Here is a 23,520-nt window from a genome sequence, read left to right as displayed (position 1 = left end):
GCAATGGCCATCGATTTCCCGCTCCTCAGCCTGCTGATCTGGCTGCCGATCCTCGGCGGCGTGGCGGTGCTCCTGGTCGGCGACGCGCGCGCTGCCGTGGCTCGCGTCGTGGCGCTGCTCGTGGCCCTGGCCACGTTCATCGCCAGCCTGCCTTTGTGGCGCGGTTTCGATCCGCACACCACGGCGATGCAGTTCACCGAGCGGGCCGCATGGATCCCGGCCTTCGACGCCTGGTACCACCTCGGGGTCGACGGCATCTCCATGCCGCTCATCCTGCTCACCACCTTCATCACCGTGCTGGTGGTCATTGCGGGCTGGGAGGTGATCCAGAAGCGACCGGCACAGTACATGGCCGCCTTCCTGGTGCTCGAGGGCATGATGATCGGCGTCTTCGCGGCCGTGGATGCGCTGCTGTTCTACGTGTTCTGGGAAGCCATGCTGATCCCGATGTTCATCATCATCGGCATCTGGGGCGGCGCGCGGCGGGTCTACGCCACGCTGAAGTTCTTCCTCTACACGTTTCTCGGCTCGGTGTTCATGCTGGTGGCCCTGATCTACCTGCGCCTCGAAGCCGGGAGCTACGATATTTTCGTGCTGCACCAGCAGCCGCTGGGGATGACGGCGCAGACCCTGATTTTCCTGGCCTTCCTCGCGGCTTTCGCCGTCAAGGTGCCGATGTGGCCGGTGCACACCTGGTTGCCGGACGCGCACGTGGAGGCGCCGACGGGCGGTTCCGTGATCCTGGCGGCGATCATGCTGAAGATGGGCGGCTACGGCTTCCTGCGCTTCAGCCTGCCCATCACGCCCGATGCGTCGCAATCCCTGGACTGGCTGCTGATCGGCCTCTCGCTCATCGCCATCGTCTACATCGGCTTCGTCGCCCTGGTGCAGCAGGACATGAAGAAGCTGATCGCCTATTCCTCCATCGCGCACATGGGCTTCGTCACGCTCGGCTTCTTCCTCGCCTGGCGGATCATCGACAACACCGGTGCCATGGACGGGATCGTCATGGGCCTGCAGGGCGGCATGGTGCAGATGATCTCGCACGGGCTCATTTCCGGGGCACTGTTCCTCTGCGTCGGCGTGCTGTACGACCGCATGCACAGCCGGGACATCGCCGCTTACGGCGGCGTGGCGAATGTCATGCCCAAGTTCGCCGCATTCATGGTGCTGTTCGCCATGGCCAACGCCGGCCTGCCCGGCACTTCCGGCTTCGTCGGCGAGTTCCTCGTCATCCTCGCCAGCTTCAAGGCCAGTTTCTGGTACGCATTGCTGGCGGGTACGACGCTGGTCCTCGGCGCGGCCTATACGCTGTGGATGGTGAAGCGAGTGCTCTACGGCGAGGTCGCGAATGCCCAGGTGGCAGCGCTCAGGGACATCGGCAGGCGCGAGTTCCTGGTGCTTGCCGTGCTCGCGGTGGCTGTCCTGCTGCTCGGGCTGTGGCCCGCTCCGCTCATTGATGTCATGGCGACCACCCTGCAGGGGCTTGCCGATCACGTGGTGCAGTCGAAGCTATGAACGACCTGAGCCAATTCGCGCCGGCGAGCGCCGAGATTTTCCTGGCCTGTGCGGCCTGCGTGGTGTTGCTGGCTGACCTGTTCCTGCCCCAGCGCTACCGCGGGGCCAGCTATATCCTTGCGCTGGCCGCCATCCTCGGCACCTCGACCGTGCTCACGGCAACCGCCCCCGATGCCCGCATGGTGGTCCTGCACGGCGCCTATGTCATCGACCCGCTGTCGCACCTGCTCAAGCTTTTCACCTGCATCGTGGTCGCCGTGACGTTCCTTTACGCGCGCGACTACCTGGCGGTTCGGGGGTTGCTCAAGGGCGAGTACTACGTGCTCGGCCTGTTCGCGACCCTGGGCATCTTCGTCATGATCTCGGCGCACAGCATGCTCAGCCTGTACATCGGCCTCGAGCTGATGTCGCTGTCCCTGTACGCGATGGTGGCGTTCAACCGGGAGAGCCCGATGGCGGCGGAGGCCGCGATGAAGTACTTCATCCTTGGCGGCATCGCGACCGGCTGCTTTCTCTATGGCACCTCGATCCTTTATGGCGTCACCGGCTCGCTGGACCTGGGCGAAATCGCCCGGCGCGCCGCGGAGCTCGACGGCAACGACATCCACCTGTTGGTGGCGCTGTCCTTCATTCTCGTGGGGGTGGCCTTCAAGTTCGGCGCCGTGCCGTTCCACATGTGGTTGCCGGATGTCTACCAGGGCGCGCCGACGCCGGTCACGCTGTTCATCGGCACGGCCGCCAAGATCGGGTCCCTGGCGATGATCTTCCGCGTGCTGGTGGAGGGTCTCGGACCCCTGCACGGCAGCTGGGCCGACATGCTCGCGGTTCTCGCGCTCCTGTCGATGGCCATCGGCAACGTGGTGGCGATCGCCCAGACGAACCTGAAGCGCATGCTGGCGTACTCGACCATCTCTCACGTGGGCTTCATTTTGCTCGGCATCCTCGCCGGCACGCCGGCCGGGATCGAGGCGGCTGTCTATTACACGCTGGCCTACGTGATCATGGCGGGGGCCGCCTTCGGCATGATCATTCTCCTCAGCCGCGAAGGTTTCGAGGCCGAGGAGCTGGCCGACTTCCGTGGCCTGAACGCGCGCAGCCCATGGTTCGCGGGCGTGATGCTGGTAGTGATGTTCAGCATGGCCGGCGTGCCGCCGCTGCTCGGTTTCTACGCCAAGTTCGCCGTGCTCGCGGCGGCAATCGAGGTGGGGCGGACGTGGCTCGCCGTGGCCGGCGTTCTGTTCTCGGTGATCGGGGCTTTCTATTACCTGCGCGTGGTCAAGCTGATGTATTTCGACGAGCCGGTGGAGCAGGCGCCGCTGGCCGCCGGGAGCGACCTGCGTATCGTGCTGAGCTTCAACGGGCTGCTGGTGCTGGCGCTCGGGCTCTTCCCCCAGGCGTTGATCGGGGCCGTCGCGCTGGTGCTCTGATCGCGGCTCTTCCCTGCCGGCCTTGCACTGCGGCATAGGGTTCCATAGAATACCGGGTCTGCGGATGCGGGGTGGAGCAGTCTGGCAGCTCGTCGGGCTCATAACCCGAAGGTCGCAGGTTCGAATCCTGCCCCCGCTACCAAGCTTTTCGCCGGAAAAGGCCCCGCTGGGGCTTTTTCTTTATCCGGGCCCCGGAGGGGTCCGGCGGGCCCCGAAAGGCGGGGCGAACAGGTGGGCCGCAGGGCCCATTTTTTGTTTGGCAAGAAATTGGTGCTGAAAGAAAAGTTGCTGGAGTTGCTGGCGCCGGAAGTCGAGGCGCTGGGTTACGAGCTGGTCGAGCTCGACGCGCCGGGGGCCGGTGGTTCCGGCACGTTGAGAATTTACATCGACCGGGACGAGGGCATTACGGTCGACGACTGCGAACGGGTCAGCCATCGGGTCAGCGGCGTGCTGGACGTGGAAGACCCGATTCCGGGGCACTACGTGCTGGAGGTGTCGTCGCCGGGGCTGGACCGCCCGCTGCGGACCGAGGCGCATTACCAGCGCCAGCTCGGGCACCTGGTGAAGGTGGTGCTGGCACCGGGAAGCCCGGGGCGGCGCCGTTACAAGGGCCGCATCGAGGCGGCCGCGGACGGTGTGATCGAATTAGAGGTGGACGGCGAGCGGGTTGCCCTCTCGCTGTCCGACATTGAATCCGCCCGGCTGGTGCCGGAGTTCTGACGCGGGAATCGGATCAACTGAAATGAACAAGGAAATCCTGCAGGTTATCGAACAGGTGTCGGCCGAAAAAGAGCTCGATAAAGAGATCATTTTCGAGGCCCTGGAGAGCGCGCTGGCGACGGCCGCGCGCAAGCAGTTCGTGGGCGAGGACATCGACACGCGCGTCTCCATGGACCGCAAGACCGGTGCCCTGTCGACCTTCCGTCGCTGGAAGGTGTTCGCGGACGATTCCACCGAGCTGGAGACCCCGAGCAAGGAGCTGCGCCTCGAGGACGCGCTCGACATGGACCCGAACGCGGAAGTGGGCGGCTATGTCGAGGAGCCCCTGGACGTCACGCCTTCCGGCCGGATCGTTGCCCAGACGGCCAAGCAGGTCGTGGTGCAGAAAGTCCGCGAGGCCGAGCGCGCCCAGGTGGTCGAGGAGTTCCGGGACCGCGTCGGCACGCTCATCGGCGGTATCGTCAAGCGGGTCGATCGCAATGGCGTGTTCGTGGACCTCGGCGGCAACGCTGAAGGTTTCATCGCCCGCGAGGAGATGATCCCGCGCGAGGCTGTGCGCACCCAGGACCGCATCAAGGGGTACCTGCGCGAGGTGCGCTCCGAGCCGCGCGGACCGCAGATTTTCCTCTCGCGCACGGCGCCGCAGTTCATCATCGAGCTGTTCAAGCTGGAGGTGCCCGAGGTGGGCCAGGGGCTGATCCAGATCCTGGGCGCTGCGCGCGATCCGGGTCACCGCGCCAAGATCGCGGTCAAGAGCCTCGACCAGCGCATCGACCCGATCGGCGCCTGCGTCGGCATGCGCGGCTCGCGCGTGCAGGCCGTTTCCAACGAGCTGGCCGGCGAGCGCGTGGACATCATCCCCTGGGACGACAACCCGGCCCAGTTCGTGATCAACGCCATGTCGCCTGCCGAGGTGGTGTCCATTGTCGTGGACGAGGAAGCCCACAGCATGGACGTGGCGGTGGAAGAGGAAAAGCTGTCGCAGGCCATTGGCCGCGGCGGCCAGAACGTGCGCCTCGCCAGCGAGCTGAGCGGCTGGGAGCTGAACGTCATGACCGCGACGGAGGCTGAGGAAAAGAGCGAGTCCGAGTCCCGCACGCTGATCGATAATTTCAAGACGCAGCTCGACGTGGACGAGGAGGTTGCCGTCATCCTGGTGCAGGAAGGCTTCTCCAGCATCGAGGAGATCGCCTACGTGCCCACCTCCGAACTGCTGTCCATCGAGGAGTTTGACGAGGACATCGTCGAGGAGCTGCGCAACCGCGCGCGTGACGTGCTCATCACCCAGGCGATCGTCAAGGAAGAGAAGCTCGACCAGTCCGAGCCGGCAGACGACCTGCTGGAGCTCGACGGCATGGACAAGGGCCTGGCTTTCGCGCTCGCCGCGCGCGGCATCCGCACGCGCGAGGACCTGGCGGAGCAGGCCACCGACGACCTCGAGGATATCGAGGGGCTGGACCAGGAGCGGGCCGGGAAGCTGATCATGGCCGCCCGCGCGCACTGGTTCGAGAGCACCGAAGAGAACGGCTGAACACGAGGTTCCAAGATCTATGGCCGACGTCACTGTTGCCCAGTTTGCTGATGTATTGAAGGTTCCCGTCGACCGGCTGCTTGCGCAGCTGGCGGAGGCTGGAATCCAGGTCGAGGGCGCGGAGGACACCATCAGCGACGAGGCCAAGCTCGAGCTGCTCACATTCCTGCGCGAGAGCCACGGGCGTGACGCGCCCGCCGCGACGCCACGCAAGATCACGCTCAAGCGCAAGACCCAGAGCGAACTGCGGCAGTCCGCGGGCCAGGGGCGCGCGCGCACCGTCAACGTCGAGGTGCGCAAGAAGCGCACCTACATCAAGCGCGACGTGCTCGAGGAGCAGGCGCGCCAGCAGCAGGAAGAGCTCGACCGCGAGCGCCAGGCCGAGGAAGACGCGCGCAGGAAGGCCGAGGAAGAGGCGCGCAAGTCTTCTGAAGAAGAACTCCGCCAGCGCGAAGAGGAGCAGAAGCGCCTCGAGGCCGAGGAGCAGGCCAAGCGCCAGGCCGAGGAAGACGCGCGCAAGAAGGCCGAGGACGAGGCCCGCCGCGTCGTCGAGGAAGAGGCTCGCGTGCTCGCCGAGGCGCGCAAGCGCACTGCCGACGAGGACCGCAAGCGGCGCGAGGCCGAGCGGGCTCCGCCGCGTCGTGGCGCCGCGGCGGACGACGCCGGCACCAAGTACGGCCGCAAGGAATTGCATGTCGCCGGTGACAAGTCCGGGCGGCGCCGCAAGCGCGCGGCCACCGGCCGCCGGGCGGGCGGCTCCCAGATCGAGCGCCAGGGATTCGAGCGTCCCACGGCGCCAGTCAAGCGTGAAGTCGCGATCCCCGAGACCATCACGGTCTCCGAGCTGGCCCAGAAGATGGCCGTGAAGGCCACCGAGGTCATCAAGACCATGATGGGCATGGGCGCCATGGTGACGATCAACCAGGTCATCGACCAGGACACGGCCGTGCTCGTGGTCGAGGAAATGGGCCATACGCCCAAGTTGCTGAAAGAGAACCAGATCGAGGACGTGGTCGAGGAAGCCGCCAAGAGCACGGGCAAGGAAGAGCCGCGCTGGCCGGTGGTCACCATCATGGGCCACGTCGATCACGGCAAGACCTCGCTGCTCGACTACATCCGTCGCAGCAAGGTGGCAGCGGGCGAGGCCGGCGGCATCACGCAGCATATCGGCGCCTACGTGGTCGAATCGGCCAAGGGCCGCATCACGTTCCTCGATACCCCCGGTCACGCCGCCTTCACCGCCATGCGCGCGCGCGGCGCCCAGGCCACTGACGTGGTGATCCTGGTGGTTGCGGCCGATGACGGCGTCATGCCGCAGACTGTCGAGGCCATCCAGCATGCCCGTGCAGCCGGCGTGCCGATGGTCGTCGCGGTGAACAAGATCGACAAGCACGGCGCTGATCCCGAGCGCGTGAAGAGCGAGCTGGCACAGAAGGACGTCATCCCCGAGGACTGGGGCGGCGACACGCAGTTCGTGAACGTATCCGCCCATACCGGCGAAGGCATCGACACGCTGCTCGAATCCGTGGCCCTGCAGGCCGAGGTGCTCGAGCTGGAGGCCGTCGCCACCGGCCCGGCCAAGGGCGTGGTCATCGAGTCGAGCCTGGAGAAGGGACGGGGCGCGGTGGCCACGATCCTGGTGCAGCAGGGCAGGCTGAATGCGGGCGACGCCCTGCTGGCCGGGCGCGAGTACGGCCGTGTGCGCGCCATGTTCAACGAGCTTGGCAAGCCCCTCAAGGAGGCGGGCCCCTCGACGCCGGTACAGGTGCTCGGCCTGTCCGGCACCCCGATGGCGGGCGACGACGTCGTGGTCCTGCCGGACGAGCGCAAGGCGCGTGAAGTCGCCTTGCACCGCCAGGGCAAGTTCCGCGACGTCAAGCTGGCCAAGCAACAGGCGGCGAAGCTGGAAGACGTCTTCACCCAGATGGAAGAGGGTGAGACAAACGCGGTGCAGCTGCTCATCAAGGCCGACGTGCAGGGCAGCGCGGAGGCGCTGCGCGACGCCATGACCCGTCTCTCCAACGACGAGGTCAAGGTCAAGGTGATTGCGAGCAACGTGGGCGGCATCACAGAGTCTGACGTCAACCTGGCGGCGGCCTCGGGCGCCATCGTCATCGGCTTCAACACCCGGGCTGACGGCGCCGCACGCAGCGCCATCAAGGAAACCGGCGTCGATGTGCGCTACTACAGCATCATCTACGAGGCGATCGACGACGTGAAGCAGGCCATCGTCGGCATGCTGTCGCCGGAAATCCGCGAGCAGATCGTGGGCGTGGCCGAGGTGCGCGAGGTGTTCAGCTCGCCGAAGTTCGGCCAGGTGGCCGGTTGCCTGGTGACCGAGGGCGCCGTGCGCCGGAACAACCCGATCCGCGTGCTGCGCGACAACGTCGTCATCTTCGAGGGCCAGCTCGAGTCGCTGCGCCGCTTCAAGGACGACGTCAACGAGGTCAAGTCGGGTACCGAGTGCGGTATCGGCGTGAGGAACTACAACGATGTCCGCGCCGGCGACCAGATCGAGTGCTTCGAGCGCGTCGAAATCGCCCGCACTCTCTGAGCCAGGATGCCCAAGGACTACGCCCGTAGCCGCAGGGTCGGCGAACAGATGCAGCGCCTCCTCGGCGAGGTGCTGCTGCGGGATGTGAAGGACCCGAGGGTGGAGGGCGTGAGCATCACCGCCGTGGAAGTGTCCCGCGACCTGTCGCATGCGACCGTGTGGTACAGCCTGTTGGACCCCGCTGCCGATCCGGCGCCCGCCGGCGAGGCGCTGGCCCGGGCCGCCGGCCTGATCCGTGGCAAGCTCGGCCGCGCCATGTACATCCGCCATGTGCCGGCCCTGCATTTCCGCCACGACGAGAGTGTAGAGCGCGGGGCGCGCTTGTCCGAGTTGATCGACCGGGCCGTAGCGGCGGACAAGGACAGGCCCGACAACGATGACTGAGGCCCTCCCGGCCGCTCCCGCACGGCCCGCGACGGCCGTGGACGGTGTGGTGCTGCTCGACAAGCCGCGTGGGCTCTCCTCCAACATCGCACTGCAGAAAGTGAAGCGCCTGTTCGGCGCGCGCAAGGCGGGGCATACCGGGAGCCTGGATCCCCTCGCCAGCGGGCTGCTGCCGATCTGCCTCGGCCAGGCCACGCGCTTCTCCGGGTTCCTGCTCGATGCGGCCAAGGCCTACCAGGTCGGCGCTCGTCTCGGCACCCGCACCGCCACGGGCGACACGGAAGGCGACGTGGTGGAGCAGTGTCCCTGGGAAGGCATCGATGCCGATGCCTTGCGCAGCGTGCTGGAGGGATTCCGCGGACGTATCAGCCAGGTGCCGCCCATGTATTCCGCGCTGAAGCAGGGCGGTGAACGGCTCTATCGCAAGGCGCGCCGTGGTGAGGAAGTCGAACGGCCGCCGCGGCCAGTCGAGATCCACGCGCTGGAGCTCGTGTCCTGGGACCCGCCGGCGTTCACCCTCGAGGTGAGCTGTTCCAAGGGTACCTACGTGCGCACGCTGGTCGAAGACATCGCGCGGGCGGCGGGAAGTTGCGCCCACGTGACCGCGCTGCGCCGGGTCGGGGCCGGGCCGTTCACGGCCGAGGCCATGCATTCGCTTGCCGAGCTGGAAGCGCTTGCGGCACGCGGCCCGGATGAGCTGGGTGGCGTGGTGTTGAGCGCGGATACCGCTTTGTCCGCCCTGCCAGCGGTGTCGCTGTCAGAGGAGGACGTGCTCAGGCTGGTCCGCGGCCAGGTGGTCGACGCGGCGCCCGGCAGTGCCGGCGGGCTCCTGCGGGCTTACGGGCCGACGGGCTTCCTCGGGCTGGTGGAGCGCGACGGCGCCGGGCACGTGCGGGCGAAACGCTTGCTGGATACTTCGAGATTGAGCTAAGGCAACGAAGATTAAAGGGTTTTTACAGCGTGCAGGCTTGTTCCGTTCCTTGTGGACGGGCTACAATGGCCTGCTTTTCAGACGGTCAACAGCATAAAAGGTTTTCAGGAGATATCAGATGCCCCTGTCGGTAGAGCAGAAGCAAGAGATCATCAAGGAGTACGGCCGCGGCAACGCGGATACCGGTTCCCCGGAAGTGCAGGTGGCCTTGCTGTCTGCGCGCATCAGCGAGCTGACTGAGCATTTCAGCAGCCACAAGAAAGACCATCATTCGCGGCGCGGGCTGCTGAAGCTGGTCAACCAGCGGCGCCAGCTGCTGGACTACCTGAAGCGGAAGGACATCGGCCGCTACCAGGACCTCATTTCCCGTCTCGGCCTGCGTCGCTGAGCAAATCCCAAGTCCGGTCATGGGGACCGGCAGAATACAGGCGAAGAAAGTGAATCTGACTCCTATCAAGAAAACCTTCCAGTACGGTGCCCATACGGTCACTATCGAGACCGGCGAGATTGCGCGACAGGCGGATGCCGCGGTCATGGTCAACATGGGCGACACGGTGGTGCTCGTCACCGCGGTGGGCCGCAAGCAGGCGGCGGAGAACCAGAAGTTTTTCCCCCTGACCTGCAATTACCAGGAAAAGACCTACGCGGCGGGGCGTATTCCCGGCGGGTTCTTCAAGCGCGAGGGGCGGCCGACGGAGAAGGAGACGCTGACCTCGCGTCTCATCGATCGGCCCATCCGTCCCCTGTTTCCCAAGGGCTTCCTCAACGAAGTCCAGGTCATCTCCACCGTCATGTCGGCGAATCCCGATGTCGACCCCGATATCCCGTCCCTGATCGGCGCTTCCGCGGCGCTGTCGCTGTCGGGTCTCCCTTTCGCCGGGCCGATCGGGGCCGCGCGCGTGGGTTACATCAACGGGGAGTACGTGCTCAATCCGACCAACACGCAGCTGGCCGAGTCGAAGCTCGACCTGGTGGTTGCGGGTACCGCCCATGCGGTGCTGATGGTCGAGTCGGAAGCCAAGGTGCTGCCCGAGGACGTGATGCTCGGGTCCGTGGTGTTCGGGCACGAGCAGATGCAGGTGGTGATCAACGCCATCAACGAACTGAAGGCCGAGGCGGGCAAGCCTGCCTGGGACTGGACGCCGCCGGCGGGCAATGACGACCTCGACGCCGCGGTTGCCGCCGAGGCCGAGGCTGCGCTCAACGAGGCCTACCGCATCACCGTCAAGCAGGACCGCTACGCCAAGGTCGACGAGATCAAGACCGCGGTGAAGGAAAAGCTCTGCGGGGGCGACGAGCCGGCCTGGAGCACCGACGAGGTCAAGGACGCACTCAGCAGCCTCGAGAGCCGCATCGTGCGCGGCCGCGTGATCCGCGGCGAGCCCCGTATCGACGGGCGCGACACCCGCACCGTGCGACCGATCCAGGTGCGCACCGGCGTGTTGCCGCGCACCCACGGCTCCGCCCTGTTCACGCGTGGCGAGACCCAGGCGCTCGTGGTCACGACGCTCGGCACCGGCCGGGATGCGCAGATCATCGATGCCTTGTCGGGCGAGTTCCGCGAGCCCTTCATGCTGCATTACAACTTCCCGCCGTTCTGCGTCGGCGAGACCAGTTTCATGCTGGGGCCGAAGCGGCGCGAGATCGGCCATGGCAAGCTGGCGCGCCGCGCCGTGCAGGCTGTGCTGCCGAACCTGGAAGACTTCCCCTATGTCCTGCGCGTGGTCTCCGAGGTCACCGAGTCCAACGGGTCCAGTTCCATGGCAAGCGTCTGCGGCGCCAGCCTGGCACTGATGGATGCCGGCGTGCCGGTCTCGGCACCGGTGGCCGGCGTGGCCATGGGCCTGGTGAAGGAGGGCGACGGCTACGCCGTGCTCACCGACATCCTGGGCGATGAAGACCACCTCGGGGACATGGACTTCAAGGTGGCCGGTACGTCGGATGGCGTCACCGCGCTGCAGATGGACATCAAGATCGACGGCATCACCAAGGAAATCATGGCGGACGCGCTGGCCCAGGCCCGCGACGCGCGCCTGCACATCCTCGGCGAGATGAACAAGGTCATCGACAAGCCGCGCGAGAAGATGTCCGACTGGGCGCCCACCATCATCGCCTTCAAGATCGACCCCGAGAAGATCCGCGAGGTCATCGGCAAGGGTGGCTCGGTCATCCGCCAGATCACCGAGGAGACCGGTGCCACCATCGACATCGACAATGACGGCACTGTGCGCATCGCCTCCGTGGACGGCGAATCCGGGCGCGAGGCCCGGCGTCGCATCGACCTCATCACCGCCGAGGTCGAGGTGGGGCAGGTCTACGATGGCAAGGTGGCCCGCCTGATGGACTTCGGCGCCTTCGTCACCATCCTGCCGGGCAAGGACGGCCTGGTGCACATCTCGCAGATCTCCGACGAGCGCGTGGAGCGCGTCAGCGACAAGCTGAAGGAAGGCGACAGCGTCCGCGTCAAGGTACTCGAGGTTGACCGCCAGGGTCGCATCCGCCTCAGCATGCGCAACGTGGACGGCAACTAGGCCTGTTCCCGTCTCTGCGCGACGAGACAAGACGGGCACCTTCGGGTGCCCGTTTTCTTTGGCGCACATAAAAAAGCCCCCTCGCGAGGAGGGGGCTTAAACGGACGCTTTTGAAGCGACCAAATGGAGGAGTCGTCAGGGATGATGCGTTGCATCAATTGACGCGATGCACAATATCAGCGCGCCGCAGGGCTGTCAACAGGTCGAACCGGAGCCGTCTAACGCTTCGAACTGCGGCCCCCGGAGGCCGGCTTGTCGTCATCGTCGTGCCGCGACGACGCGAAATTCCGGAAAATCTCTTCCTGCAGCGCTTTCCAGCGCTGGTAGTTCTTCTGCGCGATCCCGGCCACCATGCCGACCGGATCCAGGCCGACGACTTCCTTGACGCGCTCGCGCAGCTGCTGCTGCTGGTTCATGAACAGCCGCAGGCTCTGGTCCAGGTAACCACCGACCATGCCCTGCATGGCGCTGCCGTAGGAACGGATGATCTGCGACAAGAAATCGCGGCTCATGATCGGCTCGCCGCTCTGCTCCTGCTCACTGATGACCTGGAGCATGATGCTCCGCGTGATGTCCTTGCCGGTCTTCTTTTCCACCACCACGAAGTCGACCTTGTCGACCACCAGGCGCTTGATGTCAGACAGCGTGATGTACCGGCTTTCCTCGGTGTCATAAAGACGCCGGTTGGGGTACTTCTTGATAATCCGTGGATCGCTCATGACGACTTCCGTTCTTTGGCGGCCGCGGACACGGCCGGGGTGGAGGGCTGATCAGCCCCCTAAAGATAATCCATTTTGCACTGCAGCTAAAGCCGCGGCGGCAACGGGATGCTGCGGCTCCCGGCCAGTTGCTGCGGCCGCCAGTGCGCCGCGCCCCAGGCCCACAGCTCCCCGGGCGGAGCGCCCTTGAGTTCAGGCGGCGGGGCTTGCGCCAGGCACTGCAGCACGCGCCAGGCCAGCACGCCGGCGCGGCGCGGATCCAGCGCCTCGGCGCCGGTCTGTTTACTCAGTTTCTGGCCATCCGGGGCGGCCACCACGGGCAGGTGCATGTAGCGGGGCACGGGCAAGCCGAGCAGCCGCTGCAGCCAAAGCTGGCGCGGGGTGGAATCCAGGAGGTCGACGCCACGCACGACGTCGGTGACGCCCTGGGCCGCGTCGTCAACCACGACAGCCAGCTGGTAGGCGATGTATCCCTCGCGCCGCCGTACGACGAAGTCCCCCACTTCCAGTTCCAGTTGCTGTTGAAACGCGCCCTGGAGGCGGTCGTGCATGCCCGTGGGCTCCGGGGTTGTGCGCACCCGCAGGACACGGCTGCGGCGCGGCGCCTGCACACCGCTGCGGCAGGTGCCCGGGTACGTGCGCGCGCCGGTGCGGCCCAGCGCCCTGTTGGCAGCCTCGATGTCTTTCCGGCTGCAGCCGCAAGGATAGACCCATCCGGCGTCGCGCAGGGCCAGCAGCGCAGCGTCGAAGGCTTCCCTGCGTCGGCCCTGGTAGAGCACGGTTTCATCCCAGTGGAGCTCGAATGCCTCGAGCGTGCGCAGGATCTCGTCGGCGGCGCCCGGTGGTTCCCGGGGTGGGTCGATGTCCTCTATGCGCAGCAGCCAGCGTCCCCCTGCGGCGCGCGCATCGAGCCAGCTCCCGGCCGCGGCCAGGAGCGAGCCGAAATGAAGGGGGCCGGTCGGGGAGGGTGCGAAACGCCCGCGGTAAACGCCCGCGGCCGACGCGGCGGGCGTACCGGGGCGGTCAGGCCCGTCAGCGCTCGTCGCGATCCCGGTACTGCTTCTCGGCAAGTTCCCGGCGCTCCTGCGCCTCGACCGTCAGGGTGGCGACCGGACGCGCCTCGAGGCGCCGCAGGCCGATCTCCTCGCCGGTCTCCGAGCAGAAACCGTAAGTCCCGTCTTCGATCCGCAGCAGTGCCTGCTCGATTTTCTTCAGCAGCTTGCGCTCACGATCCCGCGTCCTCAGCTCGAGGCCGAACTCCGATTCCTGCGTGGCGCGGTCATTCGGGTCGGGGAAGTTCGCGGCCTCGTCCTTCATGTGATGGACGGTGCGATCCACCTCTTCCATCAGTTCCTGCTTCCAGGCCGTGAGGATCTGCCGGAAATGATCCAGCATGCGGTCGCTCATGTACTCTTCGCCGGGCTTCGGCTGGTAGGGCTTGAAGGACTTGAGCGGGCCGGAAAAGGCGAAGCTCGGCTCCGGCCGCTCCGGCTGCAGCGCCAGCGCCTTCTTGGCGCGCGCGTCGCTTGCCCGCGCCTTCGCCGGCGCCTTGGCTGGGGCCGCCTTCCTCGCCGGGGCCTTGCTGGCGGCCGGCTTTTTCTTCGCCACGGTCTTCTTGGCTGGAGCCTTCCTGGCAGGCGCTTTCTTTGCTGCCGGCTTCTTCTTGCTCACAGTCTTCTTCGCCGCAGTCTTCTTGGCCGGGGCTTTCTTCGCTGGAGCCTTCTTGGCGACCGCTTTCTTCGCCGCCGGCTTCTTCTTGCTCACGGGCTTCTTCGCCGTCGCCTTCTTCGCGGCCGGCTTGCTGGTCGTGGCGTTCTTGGCAGAAGTCTTCTTCGCGGCCGGCTTCTTGCGGGAAACGGCCTTGGCGGACGCGCTCTTCGCGCTCGCTGACTTCTTCTTGCTGCTCTTGCTCGCGGGCATCATGGCCTCCCGGCGGATGGCGAATTCTGTTTGTCTGGATTAAGCCTGGCGCGTCCGTCCGGGACGGCCAGGGCGGGCGATACAAACTGCCTTTTTTAGCCCGTTTCGGCTCCCGAGTCCAGCCCTGCAGGCGGCCGGCCGGGAGACCACCACCGGTTCACGGCAGTTCGACCCGGGGCGGCGGGGTCCAGCCGTCCTTGCGGTGCTCTGCGACGACCGTGGTGTAGATCCCGCCGCGCACGTTGAAGTTGGCCGTGACCCGCATGAAGCGCGGTGCGAGCCGGTCGCGCAATTCCCCGAGGATCCGGTTGGTCACGGCCTCGTGAAACGCGCCCTCGTCGCGAAAACTCCACACGTAAAGCTTCAGCGACTTGAGCTCTATGCAACGAGCATCCGGGACGTATTCGAGCAGGATCTCGGCGAAATCCGGCTGTCCCGTCTTCGGGCACAGGCAGGTGAATTCCGGGATCCTGATGCGGATGGTGTAGTCGTTCTCGGGAGTCGGGTTGGGGAAAGTCTCGAGATCCCGATTGGGCACGGATTGACCGCCCAGGGCGTGCAGGTCTGACAATTCGACACTCCTTTGCAGGATGCCGCGGCGGCGCCCTCGGCCTCCTGCCGCGACTGGAAATGAAGGCGAATTACTTTACACTAGCCCGGTTCTGTTAATCACCCGTGTCGAGCCTCCCGGAAATCCCTCTGCATGCGTCTCAGCAAGATCAAGCTGGCCGGCTTCAAGTCCTTTGTAGACCCCACGACCATCCGGTTCCCCGGCAACCTCGTCGGGGTCGTCGGTCCGAATGGTTGCGGCAAGTCGAATGTCATCGATGCCGTGCGCTGGGTCATGGGCGAGAGCTCTGCCAAGCACCTGCGCGGCGACTCGATGACGGACGTGATTTTCAACGGTTCCACCGGGCGGAAGCCCGTCGGCACGGCCTCGATCGAGCTGGTGTTCGACAATTCGGACGGCTCCGCGGGGGGGCAGTTCGCCAGCTTCGGCGAGATCGCAGCCCGGCGGGTCCTGTCGCGTGACGGCACCTCGAGCTACTTCCTCAACGGCGCCCGCTGTCGCCGCAAGGACATCACCCACCTGTTCCTGGGTACCGGGCTCGGGCCGCGCAGCTACGCCATCATTGAGCAGGGCATGATCTCCCGGCTGATCGAGGCGAAGCCCGAGGAACTGCGCACCTATCTCGAAGAGGCCGCCGGGATCTCGAAATACAAGGAACGGCGGCGCGAGACCGAGACCCGGATCCGCCACACGCGCGAGAACCTGGAGCGCCTCAACGACCTGCGCGAGGAGGTCGAAAAGCAGATCCGGCACCTGCAACGCCAGGCCAGGACGGCAGAGCGCTATCGCGAGATGAAGGCCGAGGAGAGGCGCCTCGAGGCAGAGCTGCTCGCCTTGCGGCTGGGCCAGCTTGAAGGCGAGGAAGCGCGTCACAAGGGCGCCCTCGACGAGCGCGAGACGCGCCTGCAGGAGGCGGTGGCAGAGTTGCGCCGCATCGAGGCCGAGCTCGAGGCCGCACGGGAGCGGCACCGGGAGGATGGCGAGAGCCTGAACCAGGTCCAGGGCGAGTATTACCGGGTCGGCGCCGAGATCGCGCGCCTCGAGCAAGCCATCCAGCATGCCCGGGACCTGCGCCAGCGCCAGGCCCAGGAGCTCGAGCAGGCCCAGCAGGGGCTGCTCGAAGTACACCAGCACATCGATCGCGATCGCGGGCTGTTGGAGGAGTTGAATCGCGTGCTGGGCGAGCTTGGTCCTGAGCTCGAGAAGGCGCGGAACGCGGAAGCCGCTTCGGCGGAAGCCCTGCGCAGCGCCGAGCAGGCGATGCAGGACTGGCAGTCTGGCTGGGACGAGTTCAACCGCGAGGCCGCCAACGCGCGCGAGATCGTCGAGGTGGAGCGTGCGCGCATCGAGCAGCTCGACGGGCAATTGTCGCGCCTGGCCGAGCGCAGGCGCCGGCTGCAGGAAGAGCGTGAGCGGCTCGATACGGATTCCGGCACCGTGGACCTGGATGCGATGGCGCTCGAGCTGGACCAGGCCCGGGAGCGGGAGCAGAGCGCCCAGCAGCGCGACGTCGAGGTGCGGGACGAGATCCTGGCCTTGCGCGAGGAAGACGGGGCACTGGTCGTGCAGCTCGACGAGGGCCGCAACGCCCTGCAGACGCTGCGCGGCACCCTGGCGTCACTCGAGGCATTGCAGCAGGCCGCGCTGGGCCGCGATGGTGGCAAGCTGATCGAGTGGCTGGACGGGCAGGGATTGGGCGACCGCCCCCGACTGGCGGAGAAACTCTCGGTCCAGCCGGGCTGGGAGCGTGCCGTGGAAACGGTGCTGGGCGACTACCTGGAAGCGGTCTGCGTGGAGGGCCTGGACGAAGTCTCCTCGGCCCTGGACCGCTTGACGCAGGGCGCGGCGAGTTTCGTCGCGCTGAATGTCGGGGCGGGGCGGCAGGCCGCTGCGGGCATGCTCGCGGAAAAGCTGCAGGGTGGCCCCGGTGCCGCGACCCTGGTGGAGGGCGTGCATGCGGTCGAGGATCTCGGCGCCGCACTGTCCATGCGCCCCCGGCTGGGACCGGGGGAATCGGTCATTACCCGCGATGGTGTCTGGCTCGGGCCGAACTGGCTCCGCGTGAACCGGGCGGAGGACCCGCATGCGGGCGTGCTCGCGCGCGAGCAGGAAATCCGGGAGCTGCGGGCCTCGATCGGCGGCACTGCTTTCGAAGTCGAGGAGCTCGCCGCGCGGCACGAAGAGATCCGCTCCCGGCTGGCGATGCTGGAATCCTCCCGCGAGGAAGTGCGCCAAGAGGCAGCGGAGGCGCATCGTAACGCGGCCGGGCTGCAGGCCAGCCTGCAAACCGCCCGTTCCCGGATGGAGCAGACACGCACTCGACTGCTGACCCTCGAGCAAGAGCGGCAGGAGATCGATACCCAGGTGGGGGAGGCCGAGGAGTCGCTGCGCCAGAGCCGCAACAAGCTGCAGCAGGGCATCGAATCCATGAGCGGTTTCGAGACTCGCCGCCAGGGTCTGGAGGAAGAGCGCCAGCGGCTGCGCAATGGTCTCGAGAGCGCCCGTGAACAGGCGCGCGCCGATCGCGCAGCGGCCCAGGAGATCGAGATCCGGGTGGAGTCACGTCGCTCCAGCCTGGACTCCGCCGGCGTGAGCATGCAGCGTTTCCAGGACCAGGTGGCCCGCTTCAGCGCAAGGAAACAGGAGCTCGAACGGCAGCTCGAGGACAGCGTGGCGCCGCTCGCCGAGCGTGAGAGCCAGCTCGAGTCGCTCCTGGCCGCGCGCGTCGAAACCGAGGAGCGCCTCGGTGCTGCACGCCGCAAGGTGCAGGAACTCGAGGCCGGATTGAGGGAACTGCAGGAGCAGCGCTCGCTGCGTGACAGCGCCGTGGGCGAGGTGCGGGAAACGCTCGAGGCGGCGCGCCTGGCGGCGGGTGAAACCCGTGTCAGGCTGCAAACCGCCGCGGAGCAGTTCGCTGCCACCGGCTTCGACCTCGAGACTGTTCGCACCGAGTTGCCGGAAGATGCGGCCATCCCCGCCTGGGACGAGCGGCTCGGCCAGCTGGCGGCGCGTATCGAGCGGCTCGGGCCGATCAACCTGGCCTCTATCGACGAACTTAAAGAGCAGACCGAGCGCAAGGGTTATCTCGATGCCCAGCTGGCTGACCTGAACGACGCCCTGGAAACGCTCGAGACCGCGATTCGGCGCATCGACCGCGAGACCCGCACGCGCTTCAAGGAAACCTTCGACCAGGTCAACGTGGGCATACAGGAGCTGTTTCCACGCCTGTTCGGGGGCGGTCACGCCTACCTGCAGCTGGAGTCTGACGACCTGCTCGAGGCCGGCGTCACCGTCATGGCTCGGCCCCCCGGCAAGCGCATCAGCACGATTCACCTCATGTCGGGCGGCGAGAAAGCCCTGACGGCCGTGGCGCTGGTGTTCGCGATCTTCCAGCTCAACCCGGCGCCTTTCTGCATGCTCGACGAGGTGGACGCCCCGCTGGATGACGCGAATGTCGGTCGCTTCTGCGATATAGTCAGGTCGATGTCGGACAAGGTGCAGTTCATCATCATCACGCACAACAAGACCACGATGGAGATGGTTAACCAGTTGACCGGCGTGACCATGCATGAGCCCGGTGTCTCGCGGCTTGTCGCCGTGGACATCGAGGAAGCCGTGCGGATGGCGGCGGGCTGAAGCAGGAGCAGGGTCAGATGCCTGAACTTCGCTGGATCCTTACCGCAATCGGCGTCATTCTCATCGTGGGCGTGTACCTCTGGAGCCGCCGTGAGCGCGACGACGACGAGGACGGCGCGCACCGGCGCGAACCGCGCCTGGAGGACCGGGACGCACCCTGGAGTTCCACCGCGGCCGAGCCGCTTCCCCCGGAACCCAACCTGGACGTGCCGCCACGCCAGCGACGCACCGCCCCCGATACCGATGCTGACGCCGCGCCCGAGTTGCCGCCGGAGGGCGAGCAGTTCATCGTGGCGCTGCGCTTGAGGGCGAGACAGGCTGAAGGGTTCGACGGCTCCGACCTGGTCAAGGCATTCTCCGCCGAGAGCCTTGAATATGGCCGCTTCGGCGCCTTCCATTCCCTGGACGAGCGTCGCCGCAGCCGATTCCTGGTGGCCAGCCTGGTGGAGCCCGGCAGCTTCGAGATCGAGAAGATGCACGAGCTGCGCTGCCCTGGCGTCTCGATGTTCATGGTCCTGCCCGGTCCGCGGGAGCCGCTGACGGCCCTCGACGGGATGCTTACTTGCGCCCGTCGGCTGGCGGAACGGCTCGACGGCGAAGTGCTCGACGACAAGGGCAACCCGCTCACCATGCAGCAGGCCGGATGGCTCCGGGAGCAGGTGGTCGAATACCACCGTCGCAGCAAGCTCGCCAGTGGCGACGAGGCCAAAGAATCCCGGCCGTGAACGCTGTGGGAAAAAAAGACGCAGCTCGCGCCGCCGAGTTGCGCGAGCTGATACGCCATCATAACTACCGCTATTACGTCCTCGACGATCCGGAGATTCCGGACGTCGAGTACGACCGCATGTTCCGCGAGCTCGAGGCGCTCGAGGAAGCTCATCCTGATCTGCGCACCGAGGATTCACCGACCCAGAGGGTTGGCGGCGCCCCGGTGGAAGGATTCAAGGAAGTCCGGCACCTGCGGCCGATGCTCTCGCTGGACAACGCATTTACCGCCGATGAACTCGTGGCCTTCGACCGACGGGTGCGGGACCGGCTGAAAGCCGAAGAGGCCATCGAATACGCAGCAGAGACCAAGCTGGACGGCATGGCGATCAGCCTGTTGTACGAGGGCGGGCAGCTGGTACGTGGCGCGACGCGGGGCGACGGCCAGACCGGGGAAGAAGTTACGCACAATGTCCGCACGGTCGAGTCCATCCCGCTGAAGCTGCGCGGACGCGGCCATCCGGCGAGGCTCGAGATTCGTGGTGAAATCTACATGCCCAAGGCCGGGTTTGCGCAACTCAACTCCAGGCTGGCCGAGCGCGGTGCCAAGACTTTTGTCAACCCGCGCAATGCCGCGGCGGGCACCTTGCGGCAGCTCGACCCGAAGGTCGCTGCAAGCAGGCCACTGGAATTCTTCGCCTATGGCGTCGGCTTCTTCGAGGACGGTGTGCTGCCGACGCGGCACAGCGAGATTCTCGCCATGCTGCGTGACTGGGGCGTAAGGGTGTCGCCGTTGACGCAGGTGGTAACCGGGGCCGAAGGATGCCAGGCCTATTACGACGAGATGCTCGGACAGCGCGACGACTTGCCGTACGAGATCGATGGCGTGGTGTTCAAGGTCGACAACGTAGAGTTGCAGCAAGACCTCGGTTTCGTGTCTCGGGCACCCCGCTGGGCGGTCGCCTTCAAGTTCCCGGCACAGGAAGTCACAACGGTGCTCAACGGCATCGATTTCCAGGTCGGGCGCACGGGCGCCTTGACGCCTGTGGCCAGGCTGGAGCCGGTGTTTGTCGGTGGCGTGACGGTCAGCAACGCGACCCTGCACAACATGGATGAAATCGAGCGCAAGGACGTGCGCGTAGGTGACACGGTGATCGTTCGCCGAGCGGGCGACGTCATTCCCGAGGTGGTCAAGGTGGTGCAGGAGCGCAGGCATGGCAATCCCGAGCCGGTCCGCTTGCCAAAAAAATGCCCTGCGTGTGGTTCAGATGTCGTGCGGCCGGAAGGCCAGGTCGTGGCGCGCTGTTCGGGCGGGCTGGTGTGTCCGGCCCAGCGCAAAGAGAAGCTGCGGCATTTTGCCTCGCGCAGGGCGATGGATATCGAGGGCCTGGGCGCCAAGATCGTCGAGCAACTGGTCGAGCAGGGTATCGACGGCCGCGAGATACATGACCCCGCGGACATCTATGCACTGACGGCGGACCAGCTGGCGCAACTCGAACGTATGGGCGAGAAGTCGGCGAACAATCTAGTAGCTGCCATAGAGCGCAGCAAGAACACGACGCTGCCGCGGTTCTTGTACGCGCTGGGGATACCCGAAGTCGGCGAGGTTACGGCGGCCGTCCTGGCGCGTCACTTCGGTGACCTGGACGCGCTCATGGCAGCCGAGGTGAATCAACTCGAGGCGGTTCCAGACGTCGGGCCCGTAGTGGCGCAGCATGTGTATGAGTTTTTTCATCAGGACGAGAACCTTAAAGTCATCGCAGCGCTGCGTGAGCATGGTGTAAGCTGGCCCACCGAAGTTCCGACTGGCGGTGCGAAACCGCTATCGAACATGACGTTCGTGCTGACTGGAACCCTCGAATCAATGACCAGGGATGAGGCCAAGAAAAGGATCGAGGCCGCCGGTGGCAAGGTTACGGGAAGCGTTTCTAAGAACACCAATTACGTGGTTGCGGGCGCTGATCCTGGCTCGAAGCTGAAGAAGGCTGAGGAGTTGGGAGTGGCCGTGCTCGATGAATCAGGGCTATTGAGCCAACTGTAGTAGTCGCTCGTATTTACTTTTTGGGGCAGCCCCAACCCCTCTTGTTCATGTGAGGTTGACCAAATGCCGACTGGCATCCAATCAGCTGTCTTAAGCGCCTGTTATGCATTTCTTCGGCCGATAGCCCGCCTTCTTATTAAGAACGGTGTTGGGTATCAAGAGTTTGCCGAAATCGCGAAAAATGCGTTTGTGGAGGTGGCCAGCGAGGATTACGGTATCCGTGGCCGCAAAACGAATATGTCACGTGTCGCCGTGATGACCGGACTATCGCGTAAGGAGATTAAAAGGGTCCGCGAGTTGATCTCCGGCGGAACGCTTAAGATCCCAAGTCGTACTCGGCGTCCAGAGTTAGTGCTCACCATCTGGCATACAGATCCCGACTTTCAAGATTCTCAAGGGCAACCCAAGATTCTCGAGTTCGACGGTTCCAAAATATCATTCCGCAACTTAGTGTCCCGTGCCGGTGGAGATATCCCTCCTATGGCAATGCTCAATGAGTTATTGCGGGCTGGGTCTGTGGTTAAAGAGGGCGAGAACCTGCGGGTAGTCTCGCGTTCTTATATCCCAGAGCCACATGATCCACTGCGGATTCTCTTTGCTGGAGGGGCGCTACGCGATCTGGCTTCTACGATTGTCCATAATTTGGAATGTGAAGATCCCGAAGTAAGGTTCGTGGAGCGCCGGGTTTATTCTGACAGGTTAGCGGTGTCACAACGCTCGCGTTTCAAGAAGCTCGCTCGAGATAAATCTGAGCTTCTGCTTCAGGACTTGCATACTTGGTTAAGCGAGCGCGAATCCAGTACACCTCAACTCGATGGTGAAGGGGTTATCAGGCGAATTGGTGTAGGAGTCTATTTCTTCGATGACTCCGTTGCCGGAGAACAGCCAGAGGAAGTTATCTAGGAACTGCAACTCGGAAAACGAAAGAGGGGTGCTTTACACCCCTCTTTCACGGTCGACTGTTCTATAGCTTCTTCTAGGCTTTGCCCGGGTCGGGTTCGCAGGCTTCGTTCATCCTCCCATTCTGCTCAATGCTGCTCTGGGCAGACGTAACAGAACCATCAATACCCCTTGGTTGAGGCGCCGGAACCGTCAATTCCCCTGGTGGAAGCACCCGAGCCGTCGATACCCTTGGTGGAAGCACCCGAGCCGTCGATGCCCTTGGTGGAAGCACCCGAGCCATCGATGCCCTTGGTGGAGGCACCGGAACCGTCAATCCCCTTGGTGGAAGCACCCGAGCCGTCGATGCCCTTGGTGGAAGCACCCGAGCCGTCGATACCCTTGGTGGAAGCACCCGAGCCGTCGATGCCCTTGGTGGAAGCACCCGAGCCGTCGATGCCCTTGGTGGAAGCACCCGAGCCGTCGATACCCTTGGTGGAAGCACCCGAGCCGTCGATACCCTTGGTGGAAGCACCCGAGCCGTCGATACCCTTGGTGGAGGCACCGGAACCGTCAATCCCCTTGGTGGAGGCGCCGGAACCGTCGATACCCTTGGTGGAGGCACCGGAGCCGTCAATCCCCTTGGTGGAAGCACCCGAGCCGTCGATGCCCTTGGTGGAGGCACCGGAACCGTCAATCCCCTTGGTGGAAGCACCGGAACCGTCAATCCCCTTGGTGGAAGCACCCGAGCCGTCGATACCCTTGGTGGAGGCACCGGAACCGTCGATACCCTTGGTGGAAGCACCCGAGCCGTCGATGCCCTTGGTGGAGGCACCGGGACCGTCAATCCCCTTGGTGGAGGCGCCGGAACCGTCGATACCCTTGGTGGAAGCGCCCGAGCCGTCGATACCCTTGGTGGAAGCACCCGAGCCGTCGATGCCCTTGGTGGAGGCACCGGAACCGTCAATCCCCTTGGTGGAAGCACCCGAGCCGTCGATGCCCTTGGTGGAGGCACCCGATCCATCGATACCCCTGGTGGAGGCGCCCGAGCCGTCGATGCCCTTGGTGGAAGCACCCGAGCCGTCGATGCCCTTGGTGGAGGCACCCGATCCATCGATACCCTTGGTGGAGGCGCCCGATCCATCGATACCCTTGGTGGAGGCGCCGGAACCGTCGATACCCTTGGTGGAGGCACCGGAACCGTCGATGCCCTTGGTGGAGGCACCGGAACCGTCGATGCCCTTGGTGGAGGCGCCGGAACCGTCGATACCCTTGGTGGAGGCACCGGAGCCGTCAATCCCCTTGGTGGAAGCACCCGAACCGTCGATACCCTTGGTGGAGGCGCCCGAGCCGTCGATGCCCTTGGTGGAAGCACCCGATCCGTCGATACCCTTGGTGAAGGCACCCGAGCCGTCGATGCCTCTACCCAACGTCACCATGCCGGATCCATCTA

The 23,520-nt window shown here is 65.4% G+C and carries 18 protein-coding genes, 1 tRNA gene and 1 pseudogene; 14 read left to right on the top strand and 6 right to left on the bottom strand.

Annotation, left to right across the window (positions count from 1 at the left end; translation table 11 throughout):
- The first annotated feature begins 3 nt into the window (after positions 1 to 3).
- The 10 genes from G8346_RS06185 (at position 4) to pnp (ending at position 11,596) form a co-directional block, all read left to right on the top strand.
- Complete coding sequence (locus G8346_RS06185; protein WP_166049226.1) at positions 4 to 1,518, top strand: NADH-quinone oxidoreductase subunit M; 1,515 nt, start codon at positions 4 to 6, stop codon at positions 1,516 to 1,518.
- Entirely contained in the window at positions 1,515 to 2,945 is a 1,431-nt protein-coding gene (nuoN, locus tag G8346_RS06180) for an NADH-quinone oxidoreductase subunit NuoN (RefSeq protein WP_166049224.1), read from the top strand. The genes G8346_RS06185 and nuoN overlap by 4 nt, the downstream gene beginning before the upstream one ends.
- A 65-nt stretch (positions 2,946 to 3,010) precedes the next feature.
- Positions 3,011 to 3,087, top strand: a tRNA-Met gene (locus G8346_RS06175).
- A gap of 128 nt (positions 3,088 to 3,215) precedes the next feature.
- Positions 3,216 to 3,665, top strand: coding sequence for a ribosome maturation factor RimP (rimP, locus tag G8346_RS06170; RefSeq protein ID WP_166049222.1), 450 nt, complete (start codon positions 3,216 to 3,218; stop codon positions 3,663 to 3,665).
- Between the two features lie 22 nt (positions 3,666 to 3,687).
- Positions 3,688 to 5,196, top strand: coding sequence for a transcription termination factor NusA (nusA, locus tag G8346_RS06165; protein WP_166049220.1), 1,509 nt, complete (start codon positions 3,688 to 3,690; stop codon positions 5,194 to 5,196).
- A gap of 19 nt (positions 5,197 to 5,215) precedes the next feature.
- Positions 5,216 to 7,750 carry a translation initiation factor IF-2 gene (gene infB / locus G8346_RS06160; RefSeq protein ID WP_166049218.1) on the top strand — a complete coding sequence of 845 codons (2,535 nt, stop codon included), beginning with the start codon at positions 5,216 to 5,218 and terminating at the stop codon, positions 7,748 to 7,750.
- Between the two features lie 6 nt (positions 7,751 to 7,756).
- Positions 7,757 to 8,134: a 30S ribosome-binding factor RbfA gene (gene rbfA / locus G8346_RS06155; RefSeq protein WP_166049216.1), complete on the top strand. Its 378-nt coding sequence runs from the start codon at positions 7,757 to 7,759 to the stop codon at positions 8,132 to 8,134.
- Positions 8,127 to 9,065 carry a tRNA pseudouridine(55) synthase TruB gene (gene truB, locus G8346_RS06150; RefSeq protein ID WP_166049214.1) on the top strand — a complete coding sequence of 313 codons (939 nt, stop codon included), beginning with the start codon at positions 8,127 to 8,129 and terminating at the stop codon, positions 9,063 to 9,065. Before rbfA ends, truB begins: the two co-directional genes overlap by 8 nt.
- Before the next feature lie 118 nt (positions 9,066 to 9,183).
- Positions 9,184 to 9,453, top strand: coding sequence for a 30S ribosomal protein S15 (gene rpsO / locus G8346_RS06145; protein ID WP_166049213.1), 270 nt, complete (start codon positions 9,184 to 9,186; stop codon positions 9,451 to 9,453).
- Positions 9,454 to 9,508: 55 nt separating this feature from the next.
- Positions 9,509 to 11,596, top strand: a complete 2,088-nt coding sequence (pnp, locus tag G8346_RS06140; RefSeq protein WP_166049558.1) for a polyribonucleotide nucleotidyltransferase — start codon at positions 9,509 to 9,511, stop codon at positions 11,594 to 11,596.
- A 218-nt stretch (positions 11,597 to 11,814) separates the two neighbouring features.
- Here the strand turns inward: pnp and phaR are convergent, their stop codons facing one another.
- From phaR to queF, 5 genes and pseudogenes are all read right to left on the bottom strand, one after another.
- Positions 11,815 to 12,315, bottom strand: coding sequence for a polyhydroxyalkanoate synthesis repressor PhaR (gene phaR / locus G8346_RS06135; protein ID WP_166049211.1), 501 nt, complete (start codon positions 12,313 to 12,315; stop codon positions 11,815 to 11,817).
- Between the two features lie 86 nt (positions 12,316 to 12,401).
- A complete protein-coding gene (gene gluQRS, locus G8346_RS06130) occupies positions 12,402 to 13,385 on the bottom strand; it encodes a tRNA glutamyl-Q(34) synthetase GluQRS (RefSeq protein ID WP_206202610.1) in 984 nt (327 codons plus the stop codon).
- Complete coding sequence (gene dksA, locus G8346_RS14760) at positions 13,348 to 13,812, bottom strand: RNA polymerase-binding protein DksA (protein WP_240901351.1); 465 nt, start codon at positions 13,810 to 13,812, stop codon at positions 13,348 to 13,350. The genes gluQRS and dksA overlap by 38 nt, the downstream gene beginning before the upstream one ends.
- Before the next feature lie 57 nt (positions 13,813 to 13,869).
- Positions 13,870 to 14,235: pseudogene (locus G8346_RS14755) on the bottom strand (histone H1-like repetitive region-containing protein); the annotation flags it as partial.
- A 157-nt stretch (positions 14,236 to 14,392) separates the two neighbouring features.
- The gene (gene queF, locus G8346_RS06120; RefSeq protein ID WP_240901319.1) at positions 14,393 to 14,806 is read right to left on the bottom strand and encodes a preQ(1) synthase; all 414 of its coding nucleotides are present in this window, start codon (positions 14,804 to 14,806) and stop codon (positions 14,393 to 14,395) included.
- Positions 14,807 to 14,938: 132 nt separating this feature from the next.
- On the opposite strand from queF, the gene smc reads away from it, so the two are divergent.
- The 4 genes from smc to G8346_RS06100 all read left to right on the top strand — a co-directional run bounded on the left by smc (position 14,939) and on the right by G8346_RS06100 (position 22,091).
- A complete protein-coding gene (smc, locus tag G8346_RS06115; RefSeq protein WP_166049207.1) occupies positions 14,939 to 18,442 on the top strand; it encodes a chromosome segregation protein SMC in 3,504 nt (1,167 codons plus the stop codon).
- Positions 18,443 to 18,459: 17 nt separating this feature from the next.
- Complete coding sequence (locus tag G8346_RS06110; protein ID WP_166049205.1) at positions 18,460 to 19,167, top strand: cell division protein ZipA C-terminal FtsZ-binding domain-containing protein; 708 nt, start codon at positions 18,460 to 18,462, stop codon at positions 19,165 to 19,167.
- Positions 19,164 to 21,188, top strand: coding sequence for an NAD-dependent DNA ligase LigA (ligA, locus tag G8346_RS06105; protein ID WP_166049203.1), 2,025 nt, complete (start codon positions 19,164 to 19,166; stop codon positions 21,186 to 21,188). The genes G8346_RS06110 and ligA overlap by 4 nt, the downstream gene beginning before the upstream one ends.
- A 63-nt stretch (positions 21,189 to 21,251) precedes the next feature.
- Positions 21,252 to 22,091: a DUF6502 family protein gene (locus tag G8346_RS06100; RefSeq protein WP_166049201.1), complete on the top strand. Its 840-nt coding sequence runs from the start codon at positions 21,252 to 21,254 to the stop codon at positions 22,089 to 22,091.
- Between the two features lie 158 nt (positions 22,092 to 22,249).
- Here the strand turns inward: G8346_RS06100 and G8346_RS06095 are convergent, their stop codons facing one another.
- The gene (locus tag G8346_RS06095; RefSeq protein ID WP_166049199.1) at positions 22,250 to 23,503 is read right to left on the bottom strand and encodes a pentapeptide repeat-containing protein; all 1,254 of its coding nucleotides are present in this window, start codon (positions 23,501 to 23,503) and stop codon (positions 22,250 to 22,252) included.
- Positions 23,504 to 23,520 lie beyond the last annotated feature (17 nt).

The sequence above is a fragment of the Thioalkalivibrio sp. XN279 genome (assembly GCF_011089885.1).
Classification (GTDB): domain Bacteria; phylum Pseudomonadota; class Gammaproteobacteria; order Steroidobacterales; family XN24; genus XN24.
Note: the sequence above shows the minus strand (reverse complement) of the source record. Positions and strands in the feature narration are given on the sequence as shown.